Consider the following 26,770-nt stretch of genomic DNA (forward strand, 5'->3'; position numbering starts at 1 on the left):
CGGGAACTGAAGGAGAGATTAGAGATGGATAACTTGGTGTTTTTGGGGACAGGCGACGCAATGGGCGTTCCCCGGGTATATTGCAGCTGTGAGACCTGCATGGAGGCTAGAGCGGGCGGGCTGAATGTGCGGCTTCGCTCCTCCGTGCTTATAGATAACGGCAGTGATTTTTTGGCGATTGACTGTGGTCCGGACTGGCGGCGGCAGATGGAATCGCTTGGGCAACGTACCATGCGCAGGCTGCTGGTGACCCATGCCCATTTTGACCATATTGGCGGATTGCCCGAATGGGCAGATGCCTGCCGCTGGATGGGATATAAAGGGGAGCTGTACGCGCCTGCGGAGGTGATTCCGGTGATTCTGCGGCAATATCCATGGCTGGACCGCAATATAGAGATGATACCGTGCGATGACGGGATCGAGCTGGACGGCTGGCAGATCGACACATGGAAAGTGAATCACGGCAAAAACGGATACTCCTACGCCTTCCGCTTGGAAAAGGAGGGGTATAAGTGGGTATATTGTCCGGATTCCATCTCCCTTACACCGCAGGAAACGGAGCGCATGCATGGCCTGGATCTGCTGGTACTGGGTACAAGCTTTTATTATGAGGCGGCGGAGCTGTCGACCCGCTCTGTGTACGATATGACGGAAGCAGCAGATCTGCTGCGGACAGTTCAGCCGGCACGCGCCGTGTACACACATATGTCGCATGATGTGGATCTGAGAAAAGCTTATATTTTGCCGGAAAATGTGACGCTGGCGGTTACGGGCCTAAGACTCCCGCTCACACGTTCGGAGTAAGGAATAGGGACCTCATCCAGTGCTGTACAGCACTGGATGAGGTCCCTATTTGTGTCCGGCAGGCATAGGAAAGCTGATGAACAACAAAACAACAATCGTCATCGCCCACCGGCTCTCGACGGTCCAGAACGCCGATGTCATCCTGGTGATGGAGAACGGAAAAATTGTGGAGCGCGGCAGTCATGATGAGCTGCTTGCGGCTGAGGGGCGTTAGTTATCATGGACTCTACCACTCCCAGCTAGAGCTGGAAGAGGGAGATGGTCTGGAGGACTGGAGCGCAGCGCAGGAGCTCACTGGCGGCGGGGAGCGGGAGCTGACGGGGTAGAGGCCATATGACAGGTCGGAGCGTAGGTGTGCTGGTGAGGTAAAAGCGATGATGACAGGCGCGGAGCCAATAGATTTCCCGGCATGCTGCTAGCTGTGCCACGCTAGACAACAAAAGGGTGCTTAGTCACGGTCTACAGACCCGGGACTAAGCACCCTTTTGCATAATGGCCAGGGCGGAGAATTAATATGCGATATACAGTAGCGTCAATGCGGCCCTGAGCAACAGAACGCGTACTATTAATTAGTTGAGTAATCAGCAGTCAGGTAATGAGCGGTTCATCATACAGACTGAGTGATCTGCTTAATCGCAATTGCGGTTAACTGTATTTCATACAACTATATCTTTACTCTTCGGTAGCAATTGGGGAATAGTTGCACTTTGTACATTTAAATAGGCGGGTTCCGGCTGAAAAGCAGGTTTTCGTCTTTTTTAATTGCAAGGAATACAACTATTTCTCAAAATCAATCGTTTTTGCCCCAAATAGTTGCAGCAAATACATTTAAGCAGGGGGTTACTTATGCGATCTTCAATCGCACACTTCAAAATCCCAGTTCCCGCCGAATCATCCGCATTCCCCATCATTACAGCACACCACCAAAGGTTTACCTCAGCTTAAGCTTCTACGTTATTCAGAATAAATTTATCGATAGCGAACTTTACACCGTCTTCGTTATTGCTGAGTGTAATGAAATCAGCGATTTCCTTCAGCGCAGGAATGGAATTGGCCATAGCGACGCCGAGTCCGGCAGCTTCCAGCATTTCGTGGTCGTTCCAGGAATCTCCCACAGCAATGGTTTCGGACAGCTCGCAGCCGAAGTGGGCCGCAAGGAACTCAAGCGCCAGGCCTTTGGTGCCTTCATGATGCATGATTTCCAGGAAATGCGGCTTCGACTTCGTGATGTGGACGGAATCGCCCAGCAGCTCACGCAGAATTGGCGACAGTTCGTCCAGGAATGCGGGATCGTCGATGATGAGCATTTTTGGCGTTTTTTGCGGAACGAGCTTTTCCCAATCCGGCTCAATATAGTATTGAGTTCCGTTCAGCGCGGAGTAATCAATCAGCTTCTGGTTCTCTTCGCGGGCATACAGCTTGTCGTCAATATAAGTCTGCAGGTGCAGGTCATGCTCCACACAGTAGGTGAACAGCTTGCGTACGGCATCCTGCGGGACATAACGCTCGTACAGTACTTTTTCATCCATCAGGTTCTTCACCAATGCGCCTTGATAGGTGATGATTGGCACATTCAGTCCCGTTTGACGGGCGATGGCTTGTGCTGAAGCATAAGCGCGACCGGTAGCCAGAGTTACGACAACGCCTGCGGCAACGGCCTGTTCCAGTGCGGTTTGTGTTGCGGGAGTTACTTCTTTCTCATCATTGATCAGGGTGTCGTCAATATCGATAGCAATCAATTTGTACATGTGTGTGGTTCTCTCCTTAGTTTTATCTATTTGTATTTGTATTTCCGGCTTGTGGCGGTGGTTTGTACTGCTGTTCAGTCCTGCTTCAGGCTCAGTTTCTATCCTGCTGCAGAACTCCGTTCCTGGCCGGTTCAGGGCTGAGCTCCGCCATTAGCATGGCCGCAAGGATGCAGAGGCAGCCGAAACCAGCGGAGATGCCTAGCGTCTCACCGCCGAAGGCAAGGCCGGTCAAGACGGCGAATACCGGCTCCGTAGCGTAAATGATGGCTACCCGTGACGGGGTGGTGTACTTTTGGCAGGCGGTCTGAATCCAGAAGGCAAACGCGCTCGTCGGGCCAATGGATATCAGCAGTGCCCACAGCACATCCGGTTTCAGGATCAGCGCTCCGCTGTGAGCCAGCGGTGCGGTTCCGTCCACAAGGAGCGAAGCCACAATGCTGAACAGTCCGACAAAAGCGAGCTGCAGCGTCGCCAGCGGCAGCGCCGGATAACGCGGAGCATACACGCCAGTATAGGCAACCTGCAGCGCAAAGGCGACAGCACAGAGCAGAATCAGGCCGTCGCCTTTATTCAGGGAGAATGCCGAGCCGGTAAAGGTCAGCAGATAAAGTCCCGCCACCGCCAGGATTGCACTAAACCAGGTGTAACGGGATATAGCGTGTTTCAGCAGCGCCAAGGACAGGAAGGGGACAAGCACCACCGACAGACCGGTAATGAATCCGGTGTTGGAAGTGGTCGTGTACAGCAGGCCCATCGTCTGGAAGCCATAGCCCATAAACAAAAAAAGGCCGAGCAGCAGGGAGTGGCCCACCATGCGCCAGCTTAGCTTTTTCCATTCATGGCGGTAAAAAACAGCGGTAATCAGCGCCAGCAGCAGAGCGGCACCCGTAAACCGGATACTGTTAAAAGCGAGAGGCGGCAGCACTCTGACGGCATGCTGTACAATCAGAAACGTTGAGCCCCACATCAACGCTACCAGCAGCAGACTGAGATCGGCGATTCGGGAGCGGGTCACAGTGGTCATCCTTTCCTGGAATATAAGAAGGGTTAGATAGAGTTCAGCTGCTGTATCAAGTTGTCCAAATTGTATCCTAAAACAGGGGGAAGGACAAGCCGAAACTGCGCAAAAGGCCAGCTGGTATAAGGAGTGAAGCTCAATCATTCAGGCCAGGCTGGACAAAAAATCCAGACCTTGGTATACTTCGATAACCGCACACTTGTTCTTATTTCGACAACTTAGAAAGGAGCGGTTCTCTATGATGGGCAAATCCCATTTAGTAATCAGCACCGGGGTTACCCTCTCTGTTATGAATCTGCTCGGCTATGAAATCACCATTCCGGCGATCGCCGTGGCGGCAGTTAGCGCACTGCTCCCCGATATCGATGAGCCGAATTCATTGCTGGTGCGCAAGGCGATTCCCGAATTCCTGCTGCGCATCCTGCAGGTGGCTCTGATCGGAGCAGCGGTGTATCTCTATTTTGCCGAGGTTGCAGCTCCGCCTTGGAATATCGCCCTGGCGCTGCTGGTGGGCAGCGTGTCCTTCCTGCCGGGCAGGAGGCTGCGGCATCTCGTCATGCTGCTGATTGCGCTGGCACTGTTCGCGTTCGCGGACGATTACGACCCGTGGAACTACATTGCCGCCTGCGTGCTGGTCGTGTCCTCCGTGGTCCCGCACCGCGGGCTGACACATACGCTCTACGCAGTGGCCGGGTGGGGAGCGCTGCTCTATTTTGCCTCCCTGGAAATGAATGACGGCGGCAGCCTGTGGATTGCCGGCGGCCTGTCCTATGCGCTGCATCTGCTGGCGGATTCGTTGACTCAGCGCGGAATTACCCCGCTGCCTCCGATCCCCTTCAAGCTTCGGCTTAAGCTGATGAGCACCGGCACGAAGAAGGGCGATGCAGTAGAGAATCTCTGTATCGTGTTTACGCTTGTACTGGTCATTTATGCATTTGTACTCACCCCTTGAGACGGGCGAAGCCCCTCCTGGGGCACTGAAGGCTTTCCGCTGCAAGCAGCGGGGAGCCTTTTTTCTCGTCCTTCTTGAGCAAGATGTTAATTAATTCACAGATATCACCAATAGTCCTTGTTATATTGAACATACCGACGGTCGGAATGGAGAACGGAATATGACAAAAAAACAGTTAAAGGAACATAGAGTGGAGTCTCTGCTCATGGCAGCCGTAGAAGAGTTTCTCGAAAAGGGCTATGATGGCGCATCTGTAGATGCTATAGCCAAGCGGGCCGGTGTCAGCAAAGGCGGCTTCTATCATCATTTTCCCAATAAGGAAGTCCTCCTGATGGAGGCGAATCAGAAGCTTTCGGAGCCAATCATGGAAATGGCAGAAAAGGCTTACTCGAATAGCAGTGTTATGGATGGATTAAGACAATATATTAAAGAATATCTGAACTATTGGGCAAGCAGGCCACGAGAATTGAGCTTTTTTTTCTTATCGATGTCAAAGGCTTTGCAAGCTCCGGCCCTTATGGAGTATTACAGAGAATATGTAAATCAAAGCACCGCGTTCTTTGTAGGGATGTTTCAAAAAGCAGTGGAATCCGGAGAGACTGATCTTAGGGACCCTGAAGCCTATGGGATCTCCTTGATGGGGGCACTCGATGGGGTTGTTTCTTATGCGATGATTCATCCTGAGGAGGATATTGAGCTTCTGGTTGAACGGTTTGAACAGGTCTGGCTGAAATAAACGAAAGGAGTAATCCAATGTATGGAGCATGAGAACTTTCTTTCTGTAGAAGGATTAAGCAAAACATATGGTGAACTGCCCGCAGTAGACAATGTAAGCTTTTCGGTTCGTAAGGGAGAGGTATTCGGGTTGCTTGGACCCAATGGTGCCGGTAAGACGACTACCATAAGAATGCTGTGCGGTCTTCTCAAAGTGGATTCAGGCCGTATTACTGTAAATGGAATCTCCATGTCTTCCGGCTATGAGCGTGTAAAAGGGATGATTGGGCTGTGTCCGCAGGAAATCGTCATCTGGGAGCTGCTTACCTGCCTTGAACAATTGAAATTTGCCGGTATGGCCTACGGGCTAAGTTCCAGAGCAGCCGGTAATAAGGCAGAAAGCCTGCTGCAATCGCTTGGACTTTGGGAGAAAAGAAATAAGCTTGCCAAGACGCTGTCAGGCGGAATGCAAAGAAGACTCAATATCGCGCTGGCACTTGTCCATGACCCGAAGCTGATTATTTTGGATGAACCTCAGGCAGGGCTTGATCCCCAGAGCAGAATACTCGTACGTGACTTCATCAGACAGCTGGCACAAGAAAAAACGGTGATCCTCACTACACATGACATGGATGAAGCCGACAGACTTTCAGACAGGGTGGCCATCATGGACCATGGGAAGGTGCTTTTGATAGACACTCCTGAGAAGCTCAAGGCAAAATCCGGGGAGGGAGAACTTCTGCAGATACGGGTAAATGGGGTAAGCGCAGATTTGGCCCATCAAGTCCTGAAGTCAATGCCGGATGAATGTACAGAGCGAACCTATTCGGATGGATTATTTTTGCTGGGGGCGGGTGGAGTTCTTGAGCTTATTCCGAAGGTGAACCAGAGATTGCAAGCTTTTAACATACATATAGAGGATATGACGATCCGGAAGCGGACGCTTGAGGATGCATTTATTGCTGTGACTGGAAGGGGGCTGCGGGAATGAGACTGGCGGCTTCGGTTACCAAATCCTTTAAGGAAAACATAAGGGATTGGAAAGTTCTCGCGATGGTTTTGATGTTCTCTCCGTTCTTTTTAGTACTGATGAACCTTTTTTACGGGGGAGGGCCTACCACCTATCATTTAGGCGTTCTGAATTTGGATTCAGGCCACGCGTCCATCGAATTAATCAGCAATCTGGAGAATATGAAGGGGCAGGGCAACTCGCAACTATTTAATGTAACCGGTTTCGGTGGCGAGGAGCCATTAAGGGCAAAGATTAAGGAAAAGGCCGTAGATATAGGAATCGTGATCCCTGAAGATTATTCTGACAAATTAGCCGGCAAGGCTGCCGGGAACAATGCAGACCCTGCTCAAATAAACTTTTATGGAAGTATGGGAAATATGCGATATCCGGTTGCGGCGGTATGGGTGGCAGATGCTGTAAGCAAACAGGGGATGGATGCAGCGAAAATAATATTGCCCGCAAGTATAAATGAAACTTTTCTGGAGAAAAAACAGCCGTTGAACGAATTTGAAGGTTATGTTCCGGGTTTAATCTCTTTGGCTGTTTTAATGATCCTGTTTACAGCCACAGCTTCCATTGTAAAGGAAAATGATAAGAAGACACTTATAAGGTTGAAGCTCAGCCGTCTTGGAGCCTTCAATTTCCTTGCCGGTATATGTATTACGCAAGCCATCGTAGCAGCAGGGGCCATTGTTCTGTCCTACTGGACGGCGCTTGGGTTAGGCTACAGACCGGCAGGAGGATTTGGCGCCATCCTTGTCGTTGGGATCCTGTCGAGCTTCTCCATGGTTGCTATAAGCTTAGTGGTAGCAAGCTTCCTGAATACTGTTTTTGATGTTTTAACTGTCGGCTGTTTTCCTTTCTTTATTCTAATGTTTTTTTCAGGGAGCATGTTCCCCCTGCCGAAGATGAGTATATTTACAATTCACGGGCATTCCTTTGGGATCACAGATTTATTGCCGCTTACGCATACCGCCAATGCTTTTAATCACATTTTGAACGATGGAGCAGGCTTACATGAGGTATGGTTTGATTTCATAATGATTGCGCTGCTCACCGTAATATATTTTGTAACAGGACTTTTGCTGTACCAGAAGCGCAAGCTTTCCAAAGCATAGCTGAATGTGAAGAGAGGAAGGAACGGCGCTGGAAACCGCTGTTTCATTAAAAAACCAGTCAGACTCCGGTTAATGGAGATTGGCTGGTTCTTGTTCAAATATAAGAATTTATATGTTTCACACGATAACTTATCCTTCTATTTCTCGCTGAAACGGTACCGTCCTTAAAAAGGACGGCAAAGCCGTTTCCACTTGCGAAAAGCTATTCTTCCAGGAAAATAAGCCCGATAAAGTCCTCCGGCTCAATGCGGCCGAAATAATGCTTCAGATCGAGCCCGGACAGAGCGTCTCTGACCTCAGCTTGTTCATAACGTTTGCCGCGCAGCGCGTTCTCTACGTCTGCCACATCGCCGACGCCGAAGAAGTCACCGTAAATTTTGATCTCTTGAATAATGGAGTCTTCAATATCCATGCGGATATCGACAAGTCCTGCCGGGAATTTGCGGGTATGCTTCACATTGCTTTTCGGCGACAGGCCGTAGTTCCAATCCCAGTTCTGGTAATGCTCCTTGGAAATTTCATTGATCCGCACCCAGTCGTCCATGGTCAGCTTGTACTGTGGAACCTCGGAAGGCTCCATGCCAAAGATGGAACGCAGCAGGCCTTCGCGGAATTCCTCAATCGTCATTTCAGTGCCGAGCAGCTCCTTAATGTTGGCCACACGGCTGCGCACGGATTTGGTGCTCTTGGATTTGAATTTCTCCGGATTGACATTGAGCGAAGCCTGCACATCATCCAAATTGAGGTTGAACATCAAGGTTCCATGGCTGAACATACGTCCGCGTGTGGAGAATTGGGCATTTCCGGAAATTTTTTGCTCGCCGACCTGAAGGTCATTGCGCCCGCTAAGCTCGGCATTTACACCCATGGACTGCAGATAGTCGATGACCGGCTGGGTGAATTTAAGAAAGTTATGGAACGACTGTCCGTCGTCTTTGGTAATGAAGCTGAAGTTGAGATTGCCGAGGTCATGATAGACAGCCCCGCCGCCGGACAACCGCCGCACGACCTGGATGTTGTTGTCTTTTACATACTCCTGGTTGATCTCTTCAATCGTATTCTGGTGTTTGCCGATGATGATGGACGGACTGTTGATATAAAAGAGCAGATAGCTTTCGTCCATCGGCAGGTTTTTAAGTGCAAACTCTTCAATCGCCAGATTAATCGATGCGTCTGTGATTCCTGTGTTATCGATAAAAAGCATAGTGTATTCCTCCGCTTAGGCATGATTAACTACTGCATTTATTCTAAACTAAAAGCTTGCATTTCACAAAATAGAAAACATTCTTCATATAAGCAGCGGTGTGTGCTGAAGAGCCCAACTGTGCATTCACTGGTGCCGGGGCATTGACGTACTCTTGGCAAAGGGGCAATAATTGGGTCAATGAAGAACATACCCGCGAGGAAGATCAGAGGGAGTGCAGAACTATGCTTGAAAAATATGGCCACGGCGGTGATTTGCTGACAGCGGCGGAACTCTATGGTGTGGGGGACGGCCTGTTTCTTGATTTCAGCGCCAATATTAACCCGCTGGGCCCGCCGCCCGGCGTGCTTGAACTGCTGCGTGATTCCAGGCAAGCCGTGACGGCTTATCCCGATCCCGGACACCGCCGATTAAAGTCGCTGCTGGCGGAGAGTCTTGAAGTGGACAGCAGCTGGATTACGGTGGGCAACGGGGCAGCAGAGTCAATGGCGCTGCTACTGCTGGCTGCAGCACCACGCAAGGTGGGGATCATTGAGCCTTGCTTCTCCGAGTACCGCCAGCTTGCGGAGCAATTCGGTGCGGAGGTCTTGTCCGTTCAGGGAACGAAGGAGCAGGAATACCGGGCCGGTGTGCAGAGCATCGCCGGACTGCTGGAGCAGGTCGATCTGCTGTTCCTCGGCCAGCCGAACAATCCAAACGGCGTCCAGTATTCGCTGGACGACCTCCGGCTGCTGGCACGCAAGGCGGAGCGCTGCGGGGCCATTCTTGCGGTCGATGAAGCGTTCATCGACTTCATTCCCGGGGAGCGGCGGCAATCTTTGCTGCCGGAGCTGGCGGAGTACCGTCAGACGGTGCTGATCCGCTCGATGACGAAGTTTTATGCCATCCCGGGGCTGCGCCTGGGATTCACGGTCGCGCATCCCGAGCTTGCGGCGGCAATGACCTCCAAGCAGGTGACGTGGAGCGTGAACGGCCTGGCGCTGCTGGCCGGGGAAGCTTGCCTGCGCAGCGGGCAAGCCTATGAAGCGAACACCCGCGAGTTAATCGCGGAGGAGCGGGAGGTGCTGCGGCAGGGGCTGCTGCACCTCGGCTGTGCTGTGCCGCCGGGCGAGGCCAACTTCCTGCTCGCCGGCCTGCCTGCGCCATGGAGCGCGCAGGAAATGCAGGCCAGGCTGGGCCGCAGCGGCATCCTGGTGCGCAGCTGCGCCATGTATGCCGGCCTGGGGCCTGGCCATATCCGCGTCGCGGTCCGGGGGCGCGACGACAATGCCCGGCTGCTCCGGCAGATGGCGGAGATTATGCAGGGGGAATTTTTATGATCGGCTGGGCTGCATGCTGGATATTAGGCGCGTCGCCGGATTTGATTTGATGCACCAGTATTCTATTGTATTTTGTACAGTAGAATGGACGTTGAATTGGGCGGAAATTGATTCTATTGTATTCTCTGCAACAGAATTCCCCAAAAAGGTCCATTTACGAGCGATGTGGCGAATTCTACTGTATAGAATGCAATAGAAAGCTTTTCTGGAGTCAAAAGAGTTGGATCTGTTGTACTTTTTGCATTAGAAGTTGAAGGGATTGTTTGATATTTATTCTCTGGATTGGGCGATTGATCAGAGTAAGCTCACCCATCTGCCACGTAGTGAAAAGGGTCATTTGGTGGGATATAATGGAATGAAAAGTCCGTGAAAATGATTGGTTACGAGAGCCCGAATAGAATAAATGTAATTTCTGCAACTATCAGGTGCGGCAGCAGGGCGCTTTGAGAGATACCTGTATTTTGTGCAATTAAAAGTAGCCGAAAAGGACATTTCTGCTGAAACCGGGCTGTTTAGATGTACGGAGTGCAACTAAATCAAATTTCCTCCTGAAATGGGGGCTTTTAGTTGTACAGAATGCAATTAGCCCAGTAGATGAAAAGTAGTAAGTTAGCTGAGATGGGGGAGGCTAGCTGAGAAGAGGTAAGCTAGAGGTGAAGAAGTATGTTGCTAAGAAGAGGTATGTCAGCTGAACTGTTGTTTGTTCGTAGAGAAAAAGTTTGTTAGATAGGCAAGGTTATTTCTATAAAAAGTCATAGTGATCCGGCTGCCCTTCTATACTTAGCAAGAATCCAACGTTGATGAAAGTTTTATGTTATTCACTCCTTGTGCGGCAATGTTTAGGGAGAACGGCTGGATGGCACGCTTCTTCTTACCTGTTTTTTGAGTACAATTACAGTAGGAGTTACGGAGACGCAGTAAGCTGCGAACACGGAGCTGCAATACGAACGAGGTTGAAACTGCGAACAAGGCTGATGCTGTGCATAGAGTTTGGAATAGAACTGTGAGGGGAGACGGATAGAAGATGGATGAAGTGAAAATCCCTTTTAATCTTACCGGCGGGGAAACTGTGTACCTGAGCAGGGTATGGCCGGGGCTTGTGCTGGAATGGAAGGAAGGACATCTGCTGCTGGAGTTCCCGGCTGAGGCGGATGGGATTTCGAGTGCGGTGTACGGCGGGGGAATGGGGCGTCTACAGCGGGCCGTCAATCAATTTGTCAGTCGTGATTACGAGTGTAGCGATCCTGTGCGGGATATGGAGCTTAAATTACGCGAATGGGGCTACCCGCAAGAAGGCTGTGCGGGCCTTATGACTGCTGTGCCGCTGGAGCACGCAGCTGTGATAGAGGAAGATACCGGCTCGGCAGGCATCTTCTGCTGTGTGACGGCCGCTTCGGGCAATGCCGCGCGTGCCGGGGTGGATCGCCCCGTGCTGGCGGCTTACCGCCCCGGCACGATCAATATTATGCTCGGCATTGACGGACGGCTGACTCCGGCGGCGATGGTCAATGCCGTAATGACGGCAGCCGAAGCCAAAGCTGCCGCCCTGGCCGATCTCGGCGTCACTGATCCCGAGAACGGCCTGATTGCAACCGGCACAACCACGGATGCGATTGTGCTTGCGGTGAGCCAAAGCGGGCGCTACGGCGCGGAGCATGTCTATGCAGGAACAGCGACTGATCTTGGCGGCGCCATTGGCCGGCTGGTGTATGCCGCTGTTACCGGCAGCCTGCAGTCGGTGAAATCCGTGCAGCCGGCGCATTCTGTGCAGCCAGCCAAGGTGGAACAATTGGCTGAACCAGTAATATCGGCTCAAACAGATCAAGTTGTGCAGGACGATTCCAAGGCGCAAGCCATCCAAAGCGCCCCCATGGCTCAAGCTGTGCCACCTGCTCCACTGGCTCAAACTGTGTCATCCGCTCGACAGACCCAAGCTGTGCCATCTGCTCAACAGGAGCAGGCTAGGACGAGTGGGCAATGAGCAGTCAATTCCTGATAACCCGGCGGGGTGAGCGCTTGTGAGTCTTGCGTTAATATTGCTGGCAGCCTATGTGCTGGACCTGATCGTAGGCGATCCAAGGAGTCTTCCCCATCCCGTAGTGTATATGGGGAAGGCGATTTCTGCGATCGAGCGGCTGATCCGCCGCTTTGTCTCGCAGCCGCGGAGTCTGAAGCGGGCCGGGATCCTGCTGCCGCTGCTGGTGGCGGGCGGAGCCTGGGGGTTGACAGCACTCCTCGTCGGACTGCTGTCCTGGGTATCTCCCTGGCTCGGCTGGGCAGCCGGGGCTTGGCTGCTCTCCACAACGGTTGCCGCCAAAGGATTGAAGGAGGCAGGGCTTGCCGTATATGTCGAGCTGCGCAAGGGTGATCATCCCGCAGCGCGCAGGGCGCTGGGGATGATCGTCGGCCGCGATACGGCTGGGCTGGACAGCCCGGAGATTGTCCGCGGCACTGTGGAAACCGTAGCGGAGAATATCGTCGATGCGATTATTTCCCCTCTGTTCTTCGCCCTGCTGGGCGGTGCACCGCTGGCCATGGCTTACCGTGCAGTGAACACGCTGGATTCCATGGTCGGCTACAAGAACGACAAATACCGCGACCTCGGCTGGGCATCCGCCCGGCTCGATGATGTGGTCAATTACATACCGGCGCGAATCACTGCGCTGTTGTTAACCTTATGCGCCTGGCTGCTGCGGCTGGATTGGCGGGGCTGCTGGCGCACCGTACTTCGCGATGCCCGCCTTCATCCCAGTCCGAACAGCGGCTACCCGGAGTCGGCAGTTGCCGGAGCACTGGGCATTCGGCTGGGAGGCGAAAATGTCTATCACGGCATCACTTCGTTCCGGGCTTACATGGGGGACCCGCTGCGTGCTATGGAACCGGAGGATATTATTGTGACCTCCCGGCTGATGCTACTCTCTTCGGCAATATTCGTCTGCTTCTGCGCAGCATTGGCATGGATTTGGATCGGAGGCTGAGCGGCGAGCATGACAGATCTAACACATGGACAAGGACATGGACAAGAGCATGAGCATGAGCATGAGCATGAGCATGTGCGCGAACAAGAGCAAGGGCAAGAACAAAGGCAAGGGCAAGAACAAAGGCAAGGGCAAGAACAAAGGCAAGGGCAAGAACAAAGGCAAGAGCAAGAACAAAGGCAAGAGCAAGAACAAAGGCAAGAGCAAGAACAAAGGCAAGAGCAAGAACAAAGGCAAGGGCAAGAACAAAGGCAAGAGCAAGAGCAAAAGCAAGAACAACAGCAAAGGCAAAAGCACGGAAAAGAGTCAAAACTAAAACAAGTGCTAGAGCAGGAGATAAGGAAAGAGCCAAGGCCGAGGGATGAGAAAGCACTGGTGCTGGCTCCAAAACTGGATCAAGTACTGCCCAAAGTACTCAAGCTCCAGTTAGTTCTTCTCCGCCATGGCCATACACAGTGGAATAAGGAATGCCGTTATCTGGGGAGCACAGATCTTCCTCTGCTGCCCGGAGCACAGGAGGAGTTGACTGCGCTCAAGGAGCAGCCTGAACTGCGCGGAGATTTCTGGCGGGTATATTGCAGCGATTTGCGCAGATGCCGGGAGACATTGGCTTGCATCGCACCAGGTCTTGAGGCGTCGGCCCTTTATGATTCCCGTTTGCGTGAGATGAGCTTCGGCGCGTGGGAGGGCTGTACTTATGAGCAGCTGCAGAATAATCTCGATTATCGAAGCTGGATTGATGATCCTGCCGAAGTCACGCCGCCTGACGGGGAATCCTGGGAGGCGTTCGAAGCGCGGCTGGACTCGTTTTTAAAGGAACTAAGGCAGTCAGCCGAAGCAAGCGGGGATGAGGCTGAATTAAGCCTGCTCCCTGAAGACAGTACCGTCCAAACTGCCGCTCCGGACCACCACCCTAGTGAAGAGCCGCTGCATTTGCGTGTGCTGCTGGTGACCCACGGCGGTGTAATCCGCCAGCTGCTGGCACGGGCTTTGGAGGACGTGACTTTTCGTACTGCCGCCGCTCCGCCGCCTGGAACGGTGGCAGTACTTACACTGGTACGGAGCGGAGGCAAGTGGCAGTGGTAATCCTTTTTCAATAGACCGTTCAGCCTAAGACAAGTGTAAGCACTAGAAGGAATCCCATAATGCAGGCGTTGATTAGTCCGTGTGCCGTGTATACAGCTGGGAAGCTGTGGGTCTGCAGAGACTCGGTGCCCAGAAAAGTACCCACATTATGTAATTAAAAAGCTATATCACCGCGGGACGCATGGGTTATCCCGTCATAGAACCACACCGGAAGAAAATCCCGGGGTTGTGGTTCTTTTTTTACGCTGGCGACTGTGCCATGATAGCTATGGGGGCGATTGAAGCATGTTTAAGGATTTCAAGCTCATTGCCGGACGTCCGGTATATATTCAGGTGAAGGATTATTTGAAGCATCTCATTCTAAAAGGCGCCCTCCAAGGCGGCCAGAAGCTTCCGTCGACACGCGAGCTCAGCACACTGCTGAAAGTCAGCCGCAATTCGATTATTTCCGCTTATGCGGGGCTTACGGATGACGGCTTTGCGTATACGGTGCAGGGTCAAGGAAGTTATGTTTCGCTTGCTGCCTCTACTGAGAGTGCAGCGGCCCCCTACTGGACCGTGGACTGGAAAGAGCGGATGAACAGCCGCGCGCTGCTGGCGGAGGAACTGGATATAATGAAGCGCGGAATCCGCGCGGAGAAGGGCACGATTTCTTTTACCAGTATTGCGCCCGATGAGAGCCTGTTTGATCTGGATAATGTAAAGCGGGCCTTTCTGGACCGCATGTCCGTAGAGGGCAACGTTCTGCTGAACTATGGCTATGCCAAGGGGTATAAGCCTTTAATAGACTATTTGCGGCAATATATGGAGCATAAGGGCGTGGATATGCGCGGCAAGGATATGCTGATTACGAATGGTTTTACGGAAGGCTTCGATTTGGTGCTGTCCGCACTTGGCCAGAAGCACGGGCAGGTGCTATGCGAGAATCCGACCCATCATACGGCGATCAAAAATATGCGGCTGAATGGATTTGAAATCACTGGAGTAACCATGGAGCGGGACGGCATCCACCTCGGTGAACTGAAACGGGCGCTGGAGGAGCGGGAGTATGACTGCGCGTATTTTGTGCCTTCCTATCACAATCCCACCGGCATCGTCATGTCCCCCGAAAAAAGACAAGGGCTGATGAAGCTGATGGCGGAGTACAAGGTGCCGGTCATCGAGGACGGCTTCAACGAAGAGCTGCGCTATTCGGGCTCACATGTAGCCCCGTTAATCGCGGCCGCGGGCGGCGGGAACAGCGTCGTCTATCTTGGCAGCTTCTCCAAGGTGTTGTTTCCCGGACTGCGTGTAGGCTGGGTGCTGGCTGATCAGGAGCTGATCTATTATCTGGAAAGTGTCAAAAGAGCCCGAAGTATTCATACTTCAACGCTGGATCAATCCATTCTGTATCAATATCTGCTCGGCGGCCATCTGGAAAAATACCTCAAACGTGCGCGAACGGAATATAGACGGAAATACGAGCTGACGCTGGAATGCTGCAAGGAGTATTTGCCGTATGTTGGGCTAAGCGGAGACGGCGGACTGCATCTTTTTGTAACATTTCCCGAAGGCTTTAGTACAAGAGAGCTGCTGGATGCCTGCCGTGAGCGGGGGGTTATTTTTACAGCGGGGGATATCTTCTTCACGAATGGAACAGGACAAAACACGCTGCGCCTGGGCTTCTCCAGGGTGGCTGACGGGGATATCCGCAGGGGAATTGAGATTATCGGCAGGGCAGCACGGCAACTACTGGGATGAAAAGGGGTTATGGGGATGATAAAAGTAGGCGTAATAATGGGCGGAGTTTCCTCTGAATATGAAGTGTCGCTGAATACCGGCAGAGAAATGCTGAAGCACCTGGACCGGAGCAAATATGAGGTTGTCCCGGTGGTTATTACAGAGCGTGAACAGCTGATCGGACAGGTAAAAGGTCTGGATTTTGCGCTGCTTGCCCTTCATGGAACCTATGGTGAGGATGGAACGGTTCAGGGGACGCTGGAGACGCTTGGCATCCCATATTCCGGGAGTGGCATGCTGTCCAGCAGCCTGTGCATGGATAAACATCTGTCCAAAACAATTCTCCGCAGCAAAGGTGTTCCTACGCCTGACTGGCTGTGCTGGGACCGGACGGAGGATGTTGCGCCGGAAGCCGTGGAACGGCTCGGTTACCCGGTGATGGTGAAGCCGAACTCAGGCGGTTCCAGCATCGGGATGACCAAAGTGAATAGCTCGCAGGAGCTGCGGAGCGCGGTGGAGAAAGCTTTTGCCGCAGACCAGTCGGTACTCGTCGAATCGTATACCGAAGGTCAGGAGATTACCTGCCCGATCCTCGGCGGAACTCTTCTGCCCGTTATCGGCATCCATGCGCTGGGCGCGGACTGGTTCGATTACAGCTCCAAATATGAGCAGGGCGGAGCCGACGAACGGGTAATTCAGCTGCCTGCCGAGATCCTGGAGCGGGTGCAAACGGCAGCGCTGGCCTGTTATCATGCGCTGAAATGCTCGGTATATGCACGGGTGGATATGCTGCTGAAGAATGGGATTCCCTACGTACTTGAGGTCAATACACTGCCGGGCATGACCGAAACGAGCCTGCTGCCCAAAAGCGCACTTGCGGCCGGATTCACCTTCAGCAGTCTGCTGGATGAGATTATCGCGGGTTCTCTGAAGGAACGGCGAGCGAATCAGGCAGTCCAAGTAACGCAAGAGGTAACGGAGACGAAGATGGAAGAAGAAAGGCAAGAGGTAGCAGGTCATGCTTAAGGAGAACCGCAAGATGGCAGAGGATTGGATAGCTCCCCGTGTGCGGGAGATTGCGCCTTCGGGCATCCGGGCTTTTTTTGATCTCACTGCCGGTAACAACGATATTATATCACTGGGCGTAGGTGAACCGGATTTCGCTACACCTGAGCATGTAAGAGCTGCCTGCGTCCGCGCTTTGAACCGCGGGGAAACGATGTACACCCCGAATGCCGGACTGCTGGAGCTTAGAGAAGAGATCGCCCAATATCTGGGGAGCAGCTTTGGACTGCAGTATCATCCGGCGGACGAGATCATGGTTACGGTGGGCAGCAGTGAAGCCCTTGATCTGGCACTGCGCGCTTTCACGGCTCCGGGTGATGAGATCATCATCCCTTCTCCCAGCTATATTGCCTATTCGCCGATTGCCCACTTAAACGGAGGGGCGCTGGTTGAGGTGGAAGCTACGGCAGAGCAGGGCTTCAAGCTTACAGCGGAAGCGCTGCGTAAGGCCATCACCCCACGCTCGAAGCTGCTGGTAGTGAATTTCCCGAATAATCCTACGGGAGCAGTCATGTCCTATGAGGACTGGCTGCCGATTGCAGAAGTTGTAAAAGAGCATAATCTGCTCGTGCTTTCGGATGAAATCTATGCGGAGCTTACCTATGACAGCACTCATGTTAGTATCGCTTCGCTCCCCGGCATGCAGGAGCGGACGATAGTGATCAGCGGCTTCTCGAAGGCATTCGCCATGACCGGCTGGCGTGTCGGTTATGTCTGCGGGAATCATGAGCTGCTGGCAGCGATGCTGAAGATTCATCAGTATACCGCGATGTGTGCGCCGGTGCTGGGCCAGATTGCCGCGATCGAATCCCTGCGTAGCGGGCTGCCCGACAAAGACCGGATGAAGGCATGCTTCCGGCAGCGCAGAACCCTGTTTGTGGAGGGCCTCAGAACCATCGGACTTCACTGCCATCAGCCGCAGGGTGCGTTCTATGCCTTCCCGTCCATCGCTCATACCGGACTGAAATCGGAGGAATTTGCTTTGCGCCTCCTGCGGGAGGCTGGAGTCGCCGCAGTTCCGGGACATGTGTTCGGAAGCGGCGGCGAGGGGCATATTCGCTGCTCCTATTCGACATCCACAGAGAGGCTGACCGAAGCGCTGGAGCGGATGGAAGGGTTTATGAAAGTAAGAATATGAATGTAAACGAAAATGCAAGTGTGAATGAATGTGTAAATGCAAATGATCATACGTGTGAAGAAATTCTCCACAAGACAGTATTAAAGCTCTGCAACCGGAAGCAGCGGTATAGACAGCTTTCCAAGTGCATGAAGGTAAAAATGTAATTGTATGATCCTGCTATATCACCTATAATCCTTAAGGAAGAAATAGGGGTATGCACTAAAATAGTTCGCGGCAGCAGCAGTGGCAGCACAAAGCCCCCTTCTTTGGAGAGGGGGCTTTGTGCCGTGGAGCTACGGTTATTTAAATAGAGTTGTAATAGAAGAAACAGGAGGAGTAACTATGATTTCAGCTTTGGAAGAAGTGATTGGGCGGATTGTCCCCGCCGATGAACAAGCGATACTGCGCGCCGAGGACCGGCTGAACAGCCTGACCAAGCCGCCGGGAAGCCTTGGCCGGCTGGAGGCATTAGCCGTCCGGCTGGCGGGAATCTCCGGTGTGGAACAGCCAAGCTACGGCAAACGCACCGTAGTGGTCATGGCTGCAGACCACGGTGTCTGCAGTGAGGGAGTCAGCGCATTTCCGCAGGAGGTTACGGTGCAGATGGCCCATAATTTCCTCAGCGGCGGCGCAGCGGTGAATGTGCTGGCCCGCCAAGGCGGGGCAGAGGTGAAGCTGGTGGATATCGGGATAGGCGGTGACCTGAGCCATCCGGAGCTGATTGACCGCAAGGTGCGGCGTGGAACCTGCAATATGGCGCAGGGACCGGCGATGAGCCGGGAGGAAGCGCTGAGAGCCATTTTGGCCGGAGTGAGCGTGGCGGAGGAAGCGGTGAAGAGTGGAACGGAGATACTTATCACCGGCGAAATGGGCATCGGCAATACGACAGCCAGCGCTGCGGTGCTGTGTGCACTGGAAGGTATCCCGGCAGAGACCGCTGTAGGCCGGGGGACTGGCATTGACGATGAGCGGCTGCGCCATAAAATCGCAGTGGTGGAACGGGCGCTGCAGATCAATGCACCGGATACGGACGATGCTATCGACGTGTTAGCTAAGGTAGGTGGTCTTGAAATCGCCGGTCTGGCCGGGCTTATTCTGGGTGCAGCCGCTGCACGGGTTCCCGTTGTGCTTGACGGCTTCATCTCCGGCGCCGCAGCGCTTGCGGCCAAAGCACTTGCACCGGAGTCCATCCATTATATGATTGCCTCGCATGTCTCAGGGGAGCAGGGGCATAAGCTGATGCTGGAGCGGCTGGGGCTGGAAGCGCTGCTCGACCTTGGGCTGCGTCTTGGCGAAGGAACAGGGGGCGCCCTCTGCCTTCATCTGATTGAGGCGGTGTGCCGGATTATGCGCGAAATGGCCACCTTCGAAAGCGCAGGGGTATCCGGGGCGGAGAACCGATGAGCATCCTTGTAACAGGCGGCGCGCGCAGCGGCAAAAGCAGCTTTGCCGAACGCCTGACACTGTCGCTGGCCGGTCAGGCTTTCTATGTGGCGACCGGGCAAGCGTTCGATGAAGAGATGAAGGCGCGGATTGCCCTGCACCGGCAGCAGCGCGAAGAAAGCGGCGGCCAGTGGGAGACGCTGGAGGAGCCGCTGGATTTGCCGGCTCTGCTGGAGCGTCTCTCCGGGGGAAAGGCGGTGCTTGTAGACTGCCTGACCCTGTGGCTCTCCAATGTACTGCTGGCCGTGGAAGGGCAGGCGGACAGACAAGAGCGGATGGAGCAGGAAATCGCCAGGCTGGAGCACAGTGTGGCGTCTTTCCAGGGGACGCTCGTTCTGGTTACGAACGAGGTTGGTGACGGCATCGTGCCGGAATATGCACTGGGACGGCTGTACCGTGATCTCGCCGGACGGATGAATGCGCTGCTGGCCCGGCAGTGCCAGCAGGTCTTTCTCGTCACTGCCGGTATACCGGTTGAGCTGAAGAGCAGGGAGTATCTGCTATGAGTGCGCGGGAGGATGCCGCCGCCGCTTTTCAGTTCCTGTCGCGTTTTCCGGTAAAGGGCGGCGGTGACTTTTCCCGTGATTTGCTGCGGCGCAGCGTGGTCTATTATCCGCTCGTCGGTGCGGCGATCGGGGGGAGTGCTGCGCTATGCGCCGCTGGAGCGGCTTGGCTGCTGCCGGCATGGCCTGCCGCTGTAATCACCCTCATCCTGTGGGTAGGGCTGACCGGCGGGCTGCACCTGGACGGCTGGATGGACAGCGCCGACGCACTGCTCAGCTACCGCTCGCGGGAGCGGATGCTGGAGATCATGAAGGACAGCCGCGTAGGAGCGATGGGCGTCCTGGCCTGCGTGCTGCTATTGCTGCTGAAGGCCGCCTTGCTGGCGGCATTTATTGAAGGCGGCACCTATTACGAGCTGCCGCTGCTGTTATTGCCGCCGGTCTGGAGCCGCTGGTATATGGTGCGGGCGATGGCCCGCTATCCTGTTGCCCGCGGCAATGAGGGGTTGGCAGCCAGCTTCGCAGAGCTGCAGCCCCGGCAGGAGCGGCGCGCGCTGCTCACCGCCGCGCTGCTCTCACTGGCCGCTGCCGCTGCGCCACTTGCGCTCGGCGCGGCAAGCGGCACCTGGCCGCAGCATCTGGCGGCGGCCTGCCTTGCCCCGGTGGCCGCAGTGCTCTGCGGCCATCTCGCGGCGCGGCGGATCAGCAGCCGGCTCGGCGGGCTCACCGGCGATGTATACGGCGCGCTGAACGAGCTGCTGGAGGTAGCGCTGCTGCTCCTGCTGGTGCTGCTGCAGCACAACCTGATGTAGCCGGAAGGTTCTGCGGAGAGCTACATTTCCGGCGTATGCTAGAACAAGAACAACTGCTTCGCCAGTACTCCGGCAGCAGGAAGAAAGCGGGGAGAAGAGCATGAAGAACCAAGCGGACACACAAGAGAAGAAACAGCGGGCGGCCGTGCTGATGATGCAGGGAACGGCTTCGGATGTCGGCAAGAGCCTCGTTACTGCAGCCATCGGGCGGATTATGACACAGGACGGCTACCGGACGGCGCCCTTCAAGTCGCAGAATATGGCGCTGAATTCCTATGTCACCGTGGACGGAAAAGAAATCGGGCGTGCCCAGGGCATGCAGGCCGAAGCATTCGGCATTACGGCTACCAGCGACATGAATCCGATTCTGCTGAAGCCATCGGGCGAGATGAGCGCGCAAATCGTCGTCCATGGCGTACCGCACACGGCGCTGAGCGCGCGGGAATACCGCGAGAAGTTTCTGCCGGAAGCCAAAGGGACGGTGCTGGACGCGCTGGATCGTCTGCGGGCGGCTTATGATATCGTGCTGATGGAAGGGGCGGGAAGTCCGGCCGAGATCAACCTGAAGGCACGGGATATCGTCAATATGAATCTCGCAGGCTGGGCGGATGCGCCGGTGCTGCTGATCGCAGACATTGACAGAGGCGGCGTATTCGCCTTTCTGGTGGGTACACTCGAACTCTTGGAGCCGCATGAGCGGGCGCGTGTCAAAGGCTTCATTATCAATAAATTCCGCGGCGATCTCTCCTTGCTGCAGCCCGGTCTGGATTGGCTGGAGCAGCGCACCGGGATCCCGGTGCTTGGTGTGCTGCCGTTTCTGCCGCAGCTGCGGATAGAGGCGGAGGATTCCGTAGTACTGGAAGGGACTTCGGGCCGTATGCAGCCCGGCAGCGCGAAGGAGCTGGATATTGCAGTCATCCGCTACCCGAGAATATCGAACTTCACCGACTTCGATCCGTTGGAGGATGAGCCGGATACCGCTGTGCGTTATGTGACCTCCGTAGAGGAGCTGGGCACACCGGATGCCATCATTCTGCCGGGTACGAAGAATACGGCGGCAGACCTGAATTATTTGCGGGAGCAGGGCTTCCCTGAAGCAATAACGAATGCGCTGGAGTACGGAACATCGCAGCTTACCGGCATTTGCGGAGGTTACCAGATGCTGGGGCGGAGGCTGCTCGATCCGCATGCTGTTGAAAATGCGGAGCCGGGGGATAGTGACGGGCTGGGCTATCTGCCCCTGTCCACGGAATTTCTGCCGCATAAGACGACGGTGCGTGTAAGCGGCACGCTGGCTGAGGATCATCCGCTGCAATTATGCGGCCTTGACCCCGGAGCGGCTGAGGAAATTCCCGTTGCCGGATATGAGATTCATATGGGTACCACGACAAAACATGAAGGTGCAGGCGTCAGAAGCCTGTTCCACCTGACGGGACCGGATGGGGAGACGTTGCCTGAAGGTTGGGGTACGCCAGACGGCAAGATATGGGGAACTTATCTGCATGGTTTGTTTCATAATGATAGCCTGCGCAGAGCCTGGCTTGACGGAATACGGCAGGCCAAAGGTCTTGCCCCGCTGGCCAGGACCTTCTCGTCGGCAGCGCTCCGCGAGCAGGAATTCGACCGCCTGGCAGATGCCGTAAGAGCCAGCCTTGATATGGAGGCAGTTTACAGAATAATGGGTCTTCCCGGAGAAGAGGGGTAAGGATGGTGCTGGCGGTTCTGCTGTTTATTGTTGCCGGTCTGGCTGAAATCGGCGGCGGTTATTTGATCTGGCTGTGGCTGCGGGAGTCGCGGCCGCTCTGGTACGGCCTCGTTGGTGCACTAATTCTGATTGTGTACGGCATCATCCCCACCTTGCAGAAGTTCCCTTCTTTCGGCAGGGTGTACGCCGCCTATGGCGGTGTGTTCATCGTGCTTGCCGTTCTTTGGGGCTGGCTGGTGGACAAGAAGACACCGGATCTGTATGACTGGATCGGTGCAGGTATTTGTGTGATTGGGGTATCGGTTATCCTGTGGGCACCGAGACACTGATCTGGAGGGGAAGAGCGTTATTAAATTGCAGCGCAATCTAACAAAAAGGCAGTCCAAGCTTTGATAAGCTGTGGACTGCCTTTTGATATGGTTCGAAAGAAGCGGGTTCTCTTTAAATCTTGAACTGTTTCACAGCTTCCTGCAGCTTCACCGCTTGTTCATGCAGATGCTCCACAGTCAGGGAGTGGCCATCCAGCTCCTCATGCTGCCGTGAGGAGTTCTCCGCAAGCAATTCTGCACTGGCTTGCGATTTGCCGGTGATTTGTGCGGTTTCCTCCACCGAGGCGCTTACTTCTTCGGTGCCGGCCGAAATCTGCTGGGTGGCGGCAGATACGGACTGAATGCTGTGATTGATGCTTTGAATAAGAATAAGCAGTTGATTAAAGGCATTGCCGGCTTCCACCGCTTTGCCTACGCCCGAGGCTACTTCCGAGTTCACATGATTCATTTCTTCCACCGAACGGTTCATATCCTCCTGCAGGCTAAGCAGGAAGTCGCGGATCTGCTCATTGGATTCCTTGGACTGCTCGGACAACTTGCGGACTTCTCCGGCTACAACAGCAAAACCGCGGCCATGCTCGCCTGCGCGTGCCGCTTCAATGGAAGCATTCAGCGAAAGCATCTGAATCTGCTTGGTTATTTCGGTGATGCCCTGGACAACCCCGCCAATCATCAGGGAACGTTCATTCATGATGCGGAACTGCTCCAGCGACTTCTGAGAGGCATGCTCCACCTGACGCATTTGCTGTACGGCACTCTGGGCAACCTCATTGCCGCCCATGGCTTCCGCTGCAGCTTCACTGATCTGCTCGGTGACTTCACCGGCTGCGGATGCGATATGCTGAATGCCGAAATTGATTTCTTCCATGGCTCTGGAGTTCTCCAGTGCGCTGCTGGCAATAGTTGTACTGCCTTTGCCGATCTCCGTAACGGATAGCGCCGAACGCTCGGCCATTTCGCCCAGCACTTCAACACGCGCTTTCAGATCATTGGCATCGGCGACGACACTGCCTGAAGTATCGAGCACCTGCCCGATCATTTCCTTAAGCCGTTGTCCCATACTTTGGAAGCTCACCGACAACTGGCCGACCTCATCGTTGCCCTTGATAACCAGATTCTGCGTGAAATCACCGGCAGCGAGCTTATTGCTATAAGCGGTAAGCTGAGAGAGCGGCCGTGTGATTTTCCGGCTCATAAAGGTCGCGGCGGCGGTTCCAATGATCAGCGACAGCAGTGTAATTCCTATACTTGCCCAAACGATGCTGTTTATCTTGTCTTCAACAAAACCAACGTCAGAACTTACTCCGATGACCATCTTGCTGCCAGGAACACTGACATAGGCGGTCTTATGTATACCGTGACTGTCACTATAGATTTCACTAAGCCCCGTTTTTCCTTTAGCGGCTTGTTCCATAGCGGGCAATACCTTAAGGCTTTCTTCAGCCTTCAGCTTTGAGCCGTGATCTGCGGCCAGTACGGTGGCCTTTCCATCTTTCATTTCGATGAGGAAAATGGTCTCCACATCATGCAGCTTTCTTTTTTCCTGGAAATAGTATTCGACATTCGTGGTGGCCTGTGCACTCTTACTCAGGGTCTGCTGGGCGTGGGTTGCGTTCAAATTCTTGTAGACATCCTGAGCGGCCCCGGTCAGAAGCTTGTTAATTTGCGGCATTACGTAGCCGTCGATGGTACTCATTGATATAAAGTAGAAGCTGATACTTAACACAAGAGATGTGAGCAATAGGACGACAAACAACAAAAGTGTAAATTTGCGGCTGATTGAATTCTTAAAGCGTGACATATCCATTCTCTCCTTTTCTATTTGAATGCATCGATCCCATGCCAACGCTTATAAGCGGGCACACAGCTATATACTCCATTGATGTTGGTCATATATCAGGCTATCGTTCCGGGGATATGATTGATAACTATTCTATAGAATTAACCTCCGGTTGAATAGTGAAAAAATTGAATTATAACGCATATTTTCAGAAAAATATGAATAATTGTCGAATGAACCATTTATTTACCGAAAATAAGTGACAACATTCTTCTTTTCTGAAAATTTAAAATTCTCATAGAATGTTAGCTTTTTATATGGTAGAGTATTAATGTTTTGTTCCAATAAACAAAATATCCGCGGTTCGTAACCATCCCGCGTAACCAAAACTAGGAGGAAGTATAGAAAAATGTTTAATTTGTTGTGGGGAATTTTGTTCGTTATTGTCAACTTCGGCCTATTTCTGCTCTGTTACCGTCTCTTTGGTAAAAAGGGGCTGTATGCCTGGGTTGGAGTTGCTACGGTCATCGCCAATATTCAAGTGGCCAAGACGATTGCCATGCCGCTGGACATCGTGATGACGCTGGGCAATACGATGTATGTAACGCTGTATATGACCAGCGATTTGCTTAATGAACGGTACGGGCGGAAGGAAGCGCGCAATGCCGTATGGTTCGGCTTTTTCACCCTGCTGATGACTACGGTGATTATGCAGATGGCGCTGGTGTTCAAACCGCAGGGAGATCCCATTTTCCAGACCTCGCTGGAAACGATCTTTGGACTGATGCCGCGTCTGGCGCTGGGAAGCCTTGCTGCCTATTTCATCAGCCAGTTCCTCGACGTGCGCCTGTATTCGTGGATCCGCAAATACTACAGCACCTCGCGCCAGCTTTGGATCCGCTCCAACGGCAGTACGATGATCAGCTCATTTGTTGATACGCTGATTTTTTGCACCATTGCGTTTGCCGGCAGATTCGATATACAGGTGTGGATCGAAATTTTGCTGACTACCTACGTAGTGAAATTCCTGCTGACCGGTGCAGGCACGCCAATCCTTTACATTGCCCGCTCCTTTAAGTTTGCTGAAGAGGAAGAGCCGGCCCTGAAGGATGCGGAAAGCCGCAGCATTTCATAGATTGTGACCATAAAAAAAGCAGTGAGTCTCCCGTTATGGGGTCGGCTCACTGCTTTTTTTGATGGACATATCTTATATTGGAATGCTGTTACAAATGGAGGATAGTCAGCTCTTTCGGGAAGCTGGTCAGCGTTACGGGACCTTCTGCTGTAATAAAGACATCATCTTCAATACGTACACCGCCTACGCCCGGCACATAGATGCCCGGTTCCACGGTGAATACGTTGCCGTTCTCGATAATATCCGTATTTAAACCGTGAAGGGAAGGATACTCATGGGTATCCATGCCAAGTCCATGGCCGACACGGTGCATGAAATATTCCCCGTACCCCGCATTTTCGATCACTTCACGCGCTGCCCGGTCCACTGAGCCGAAGGTAGCTCCTGCTCGGGAAGCGGCAATGCCTGCCAGGTTAGCGGCCAGCACCGTGTTGTAGATTTCGGTCAGCTTGCTGTCCGCTTCCTCCACGGCAAAGGTCCGTGTGATGTCGGAAGCATACCCGGCGGCATATACGCCAAGGTCGAACATCAGGAAATCACCCGGCTGGATGATGCGGTCTCCCGGCACACCATGCGGAAGGGCAGTGTTAGAACCACTGAGGACCATAGTGTCGAAGGAAGGACCGGAGGCGCCGACCTTTTTCATCAGATATTCCAGCTCGGCTACCAGCTCAATTTCGCTGACTCCGCTTTTCACATGTTTTAGACCGCGGCGCAGAACCTCCTCCACCAGCTCGGCGGCATGTTTCATCCGGCTGACTTCCTCCGGTGTCTTCTTGGCGCGCATCGCCCGGAGCAGGGGACCGATATCGCTAAATTGCGCTGCAGGCACAGAATCGGCGAGCAGCTCATACCGGCTTACGGAGAAATGCTCTTTCTCTATACCGAGTGTTCCAGGTGTTTTGCCGCCAAATTGCGACTTTAGCAGCTCATACGGATTATCGGTATCGCTGTGTGTCAGGATCGTCGTGACGGAGGAAGCCGCATGAGCTGCTTCGGCATCCAGTGCCGGAACAATCAGGACGGGCTCCTCTCCGCGAATCAGCAGCAGGCCAAGAAAACGTTCATGCGGATTGCTGGCAAACCCGGTCAAGTAGTAGACATGTTTGGGATCGGTGACGAGCAGAGCGTCCAGCCCTTCTCCCGCCATTCCCCCAGCCAAACTTTGTAGAGCCTCATTCATTTCAGGTGTTCCCCTTTCGTGAT

The 26,770-nt window shown here is 53.7% G+C and carries 26 protein-coding genes; 21 read left to right on the forward strand and 5 right to left on the reverse strand.

All coding sequences use genetic code 11. The features are described from left to right. The first annotated feature begins 24 nt into the window (after nt 1-24). From H70357_RS06550 to H70357_RS35720, 3 genes are all read left to right on the forward strand, one after another. A complete protein-coding gene (locus H70357_RS06550) occupies nt 25-804 on the forward strand; it encodes an MBL fold metallo-hydrolase (RefSeq protein ID WP_038587137.1) in 780 nt (259 codons plus the stop codon). Nucleotides 805-880: 76 nt separating this feature from the next. Then, nucleotides 881-1,018: a hypothetical protein gene (locus H70357_RS35715; RefSeq protein WP_156130822.1), complete on the forward strand. Its 138-nt coding sequence runs from the start codon at nt 881-883 to the stop codon at nt 1,016-1,018. Further along, entirely contained in the window at nt 987-1,130 is a 144-nt protein-coding gene (locus H70357_RS35720; RefSeq protein ID WP_156130823.1) for a hypothetical protein, read from the forward strand. Before H70357_RS35715 ends, H70357_RS35720 begins: the two co-directional genes overlap by 32 nt. 615 nt (nt 1,131-1,745) lie before the next feature. Here H70357_RS35720 and H70357_RS06555 read toward each other — a convergent pair. Further along, nucleotides 1,746-2,552, reverse strand: coding sequence for a Cof-type HAD-IIB family hydrolase (locus tag H70357_RS06555; RefSeq protein ID WP_038587139.1), 807 nt, complete (start codon nt 2,550-2,552; stop codon nt 1,746-1,748). Nucleotides 2,553-2,643: 91 nt separating this feature from the next. Then, nucleotides 2,644-3,567: a DMT family transporter gene (locus H70357_RS06560; protein ID WP_038587142.1), complete on the reverse strand. Its 924-nt coding sequence runs from the start codon at nt 3,565-3,567 to the stop codon at nt 2,644-2,646. A 241-nt stretch (nt 3,568-3,808) separates the two neighbouring features. Between H70357_RS06560 and H70357_RS06565 the strand changes: the two genes are divergently transcribed. The 4 genes from H70357_RS06565 to H70357_RS06580 all read left to right on the forward strand — a co-directional run bounded on the left by H70357_RS06565 (nt 3,809) and on the right by H70357_RS06580 (nt 7,366). Then, nucleotides 3,809-4,522: a metal-dependent hydrolase gene (locus tag H70357_RS06565; protein ID WP_038587143.1), complete on the forward strand. Its 714-nt coding sequence runs from the start codon at nt 3,809-3,811 to the stop codon at nt 4,520-4,522. Nucleotides 4,523-4,682: 160 nt separating this feature from the next. Next, the gene (locus H70357_RS06570) at nt 4,683-5,258 is read left to right on the forward strand and encodes a TetR/AcrR family transcriptional regulator (protein WP_038587146.1); all 576 of its coding nucleotides are present in this window, start codon (nt 4,683-4,685) and stop codon (nt 5,256-5,258) included. A 21-nt stretch (nt 5,259-5,279) separates the two neighbouring features. Beyond that, nucleotides 5,280-6,227: an ABC transporter ATP-binding protein gene (locus H70357_RS06575; RefSeq protein ID WP_038587149.1), complete on the forward strand. Its 948-nt coding sequence runs from the start codon at nt 5,280-5,282 to the stop codon at nt 6,225-6,227. Then, nucleotides 6,224-7,366 carry an ABC transporter permease gene (locus H70357_RS06580; protein ID WP_038587152.1) on the forward strand — a complete coding sequence of 381 codons (1,143 nt, stop codon included), beginning with the start codon at nt 6,224-6,226 and terminating at the stop codon, nt 7,364-7,366. The genes H70357_RS06575 and H70357_RS06580 overlap by 4 nt, the downstream gene beginning before the upstream one ends. Nucleotides 7,367-7,568: 202 nt before the next feature. On the opposite strand, the gene H70357_RS06585 is transcribed toward H70357_RS06580, so the two are convergent. Continuing rightward, the gene (locus tag H70357_RS06585; protein ID WP_038587155.1) at nt 7,569-8,570 is read right to left on the reverse strand and encodes a lipoate--protein ligase; all 1,002 of its coding nucleotides are present in this window, start codon (nt 8,568-8,570) and stop codon (nt 7,569-7,571) included. A gap of 224 nt (nt 8,571-8,794) precedes the next feature. Between H70357_RS06585 and cobD the strand changes: the two genes are divergently transcribed. From cobD to H70357_RS06650, 13 genes are all read left to right on the forward strand, one after another. Next, the gene (gene cobD, locus H70357_RS06590; RefSeq protein ID WP_038587157.1) at nt 8,795-9,889 is read left to right on the forward strand and encodes a threonine-phosphate decarboxylase CobD; all 1,095 of its coding nucleotides are present in this window, start codon (nt 8,795-8,797) and stop codon (nt 9,887-9,889) included. 1,024 nt (nt 9,890-10,913) lie between these two features. After that, nucleotides 10,914-11,870, forward strand: coding sequence for an adenosylcobinamide amidohydrolase (locus tag H70357_RS06595; protein WP_231578384.1), 957 nt, complete (start codon nt 10,914-10,916; stop codon nt 11,868-11,870). A gap of 37 nt (nt 11,871-11,907) precedes the next feature. Beyond that, nucleotides 11,908-12,867 (forward strand): adenosylcobinamide-phosphate synthase CbiB, encoded by a 960-nt coding sequence (cbiB, locus tag H70357_RS06600; protein WP_038587159.1) that lies wholly within the window; start codon nt 11,908-11,910, stop codon nt 12,865-12,867. Nucleotides 12,868-12,892: 25 nt separating this feature from the next. Further along, nucleotides 12,893-13,183 carry a hypothetical protein gene (locus H70357_RS35725; RefSeq protein ID WP_063848020.1) on the forward strand — a complete coding sequence of 97 codons (291 nt, stop codon included), beginning with the start codon at nt 12,893-12,895 and terminating at the stop codon, nt 13,181-13,183. 59 nt (nt 13,184-13,242) lie between these two features. Then, a complete protein-coding gene (locus H70357_RS06610; protein WP_052091867.1) occupies nt 13,243-13,953 on the forward strand; it encodes a histidine phosphatase family protein in 711 nt (236 codons plus the stop codon). Nucleotides 13,954-14,238: 285 nt separating this feature from the next. After that, entirely contained in the window at nt 14,239-15,693 is a 1,455-nt protein-coding gene (locus tag H70357_RS06615; protein WP_038587161.1) for an aminotransferase-like domain-containing protein, read from the forward strand. Between the two features lie 15 nt (nt 15,694-15,708). After that, nucleotides 15,709-16,698: a D-alanine--D-alanine ligase gene (locus H70357_RS06620; RefSeq protein ID WP_063848021.1), complete on the forward strand. Its 990-nt coding sequence runs from the start codon at nt 15,709-15,711 to the stop codon at nt 16,696-16,698. Next, nucleotides 16,691-17,875 carry an aminotransferase class I/II-fold pyridoxal phosphate-dependent enzyme gene (locus tag H70357_RS06625; RefSeq protein WP_038587163.1) on the forward strand — a complete coding sequence of 395 codons (1,185 nt, stop codon included), beginning with the start codon at nt 16,691-16,693 and terminating at the stop codon, nt 17,873-17,875. Before H70357_RS06620 ends, H70357_RS06625 begins: the two co-directional genes overlap by 8 nt. 324 nt (nt 17,876-18,199) lie before the next feature. Then, entirely contained in the window at nt 18,200-19,261 is a 1,062-nt protein-coding gene (cobT, locus tag H70357_RS06630) for a nicotinate-nucleotide--dimethylbenzimidazole phosphoribosyltransferase (protein ID WP_038587165.1), read from the forward strand. After that, nucleotides 19,258-19,806: a bifunctional adenosylcobinamide kinase/adenosylcobinamide-phosphate guanylyltransferase gene (cobU, locus tag H70357_RS06635; protein WP_038587167.1), complete on the forward strand. Its 549-nt coding sequence runs from the start codon at nt 19,258-19,260 to the stop codon at nt 19,804-19,806. Before cobT ends, cobU begins: the two co-directional genes overlap by 4 nt. Next, nucleotides 19,803-20,615: an adenosylcobinamide-GDP ribazoletransferase gene (gene cobS, locus H70357_RS06640; protein ID WP_038587170.1), complete on the forward strand. Its 813-nt coding sequence runs from the start codon at nt 19,803-19,805 to the stop codon at nt 20,613-20,615. The genes cobU and cobS overlap by 4 nt, the downstream gene beginning before the upstream one ends. A gap of 100 nt (nt 20,616-20,715) precedes the next feature. After that, nucleotides 20,716-22,320: a cobyric acid synthase gene (locus tag H70357_RS06645; RefSeq protein WP_038587172.1), complete on the forward strand. Its 1,605-nt coding sequence runs from the start codon at nt 20,716-20,718 to the stop codon at nt 22,318-22,320. A 2-nt stretch (nt 22,321-22,322) separates the two neighbouring features. Next, complete coding sequence (locus H70357_RS06650) at nt 22,323-22,649, forward strand: YnfA family protein (RefSeq protein WP_038587174.1); 327 nt, start codon at nt 22,323-22,325, stop codon at nt 22,647-22,649. Nucleotides 22,650-22,761: 112 nt separating this feature from the next. Here H70357_RS06650 and H70357_RS06655 read toward each other — a convergent pair whose 3' ends face one another. Then, a complete protein-coding gene (locus H70357_RS06655) occupies nt 22,762-24,450 on the reverse strand; it encodes a methyl-accepting chemotaxis protein (RefSeq protein ID WP_038587176.1) in 1,689 nt (562 codons plus the stop codon). A 388-nt stretch (nt 24,451-24,838) separates the two neighbouring features. On the opposite strand from H70357_RS06655, the gene H70357_RS06660 reads away from it, so the two are divergent. Continuing rightward, nucleotides 24,839-25,564 (forward strand): queuosine precursor transporter, encoded by a 726-nt coding sequence (locus H70357_RS06660; RefSeq protein WP_038587178.1) that lies wholly within the window; start codon nt 24,839-24,841, stop codon nt 25,562-25,564. An 88-nt stretch (nt 25,565-25,652) separates the two neighbouring features. Here H70357_RS06660 and H70357_RS06665 read toward each other — a convergent pair whose 3' ends face one another. Further along, entirely contained in the window at nt 25,653-26,747 is a 1,095-nt protein-coding gene (locus H70357_RS06665; protein WP_038587179.1) for a M24 family metallopeptidase, read from the reverse strand. Nucleotides 26,748-26,770: the final 23 nt, after the last annotated feature.

The organism is Paenibacillus sp. FSL H7-0357 (assembly GCF_000758525.1).
Taxonomy (GTDB): Bacteria; Bacillota; Bacilli; order Paenibacillales; family Paenibacillaceae; genus Paenibacillus_AQ.

Coding starts and splice junctions, on each gene's coding strand:
- H70357_RS06550 (WP_038587137.1), top strand. CDS start 25: ATGGATAACTTGGTGTTTTTGGGGACAGGCGACGCAATGGGCGTTCCC.
- H70357_RS35715 (WP_156130822.1), top strand. CDS start 881: ATGAACAACAAAACAACAATCGTCATCGCCCACCGGCTCTCGACGGTC.
- H70357_RS35720 (WP_156130823.1), top strand. CDS start 987: ATGATGAGCTGCTTGCGGCTGAGGGGCGTTAGTTATCATGGACTCTAC.
- H70357_RS06555 (WP_038587139.1), bottom strand. CDS start 2,552: ATGTACAAATTGATTGCTATCGATATTGACGACACCCTGATCAATGAT.
- H70357_RS06565 (WP_038587143.1), top strand. CDS start 3,809: ATGATGGGCAAATCCCATTTAGTAATCAGCACCGGGGTTACCCTCTCT.
- H70357_RS06570 (WP_038587146.1), top strand. CDS start 4,683: ATGACAAAAAAACAGTTAAAGGAACATAGAGTGGAGTCTCTGCTCATG.
- H70357_RS06575 (WP_038587149.1), top strand. CDS start 5,280: ATGGAGCATGAGAACTTTCTTTCTGTAGAAGGATTAAGCAAAACATAT.
- H70357_RS06580 (WP_038587152.1), top strand. CDS start 6,224: ATGAGACTGGCGGCTTCGGTTACCAAATCCTTTAAGGAAAACATAAGG.
- H70357_RS06585 (WP_038587155.1), bottom strand. CDS start 8,570: ATGCTTTTTATCGATAACACAGGAATCACAGACGCATCGATTAATCTG.
- cobD (WP_038587157.1), top strand. CDS start 8,795: ATGCTTGAAAAATATGGCCACGGCGGTGATTTGCTGACAGCGGCGGAA.
- H70357_RS06595 (WP_231578384.1), top strand. CDS start 10,914: ATGGATGAAGTGAAAATCCCTTTTAATCTTACCGGCGGGGAAACTGTG.
- H70357_RS35725 (WP_063848020.1), top strand. CDS start 12,893: ATGGACAAGGACATGGACAAGAGCATGAGCATGAGCATGAGCATGAGC.
- H70357_RS06615 (WP_038587161.1), top strand. CDS start 14,239: ATGTTTAAGGATTTCAAGCTCATTGCCGGACGTCCGGTATATATTCAG.
- H70357_RS06620 (WP_063848021.1), top strand. CDS start 15,709: ATGATAAAAGTAGGCGTAATAATGGGCGGAGTTTCCTCTGAATATGAA.
- H70357_RS06625 (WP_038587163.1), top strand. CDS start 16,691: ATGCTTAAGGAGAACCGCAAGATGGCAGAGGATTGGATAGCTCCCCGT.
- cobT (WP_038587165.1), top strand. CDS start 18,200: ATGATTTCAGCTTTGGAAGAAGTGATTGGGCGGATTGTCCCCGCCGAT.
- cobU (WP_038587167.1), top strand. CDS start 19,258: ATGAGCATCCTTGTAACAGGCGGCGCGCGCAGCGGCAAAAGCAGCTTT.
- cobS (WP_038587170.1), top strand. CDS start 19,803: ATGAGTGCGCGGGAGGATGCCGCCGCCGCTTTTCAGTTCCTGTCGCGT.
- H70357_RS06645 (WP_038587172.1), top strand. CDS start 20,716: ATGAAGAACCAAGCGGACACACAAGAGAAGAAACAGCGGGCGGCCGTG.
- H70357_RS06650 (WP_038587174.1), top strand. CDS start 22,323: ATGGTGCTGGCGGTTCTGCTGTTTATTGTTGCCGGTCTGGCTGAAATC.
- H70357_RS06655 (WP_038587176.1), bottom strand. CDS start 24,450: ATGTCACGCTTTAAGAATTCAATCAGCCGCAAATTTACACTTTTGTTG.
- H70357_RS06660 (WP_038587178.1), top strand. CDS start 24,839: ATGTTTAATTTGTTGTGGGGAATTTTGTTCGTTATTGTCAACTTCGGC.
- H70357_RS06665 (WP_038587179.1), bottom strand. CDS start 26,747: ATGAATGAGGCTCTACAAAGTTTGGCTGGGGGAATGGCGGGAGAAGGG.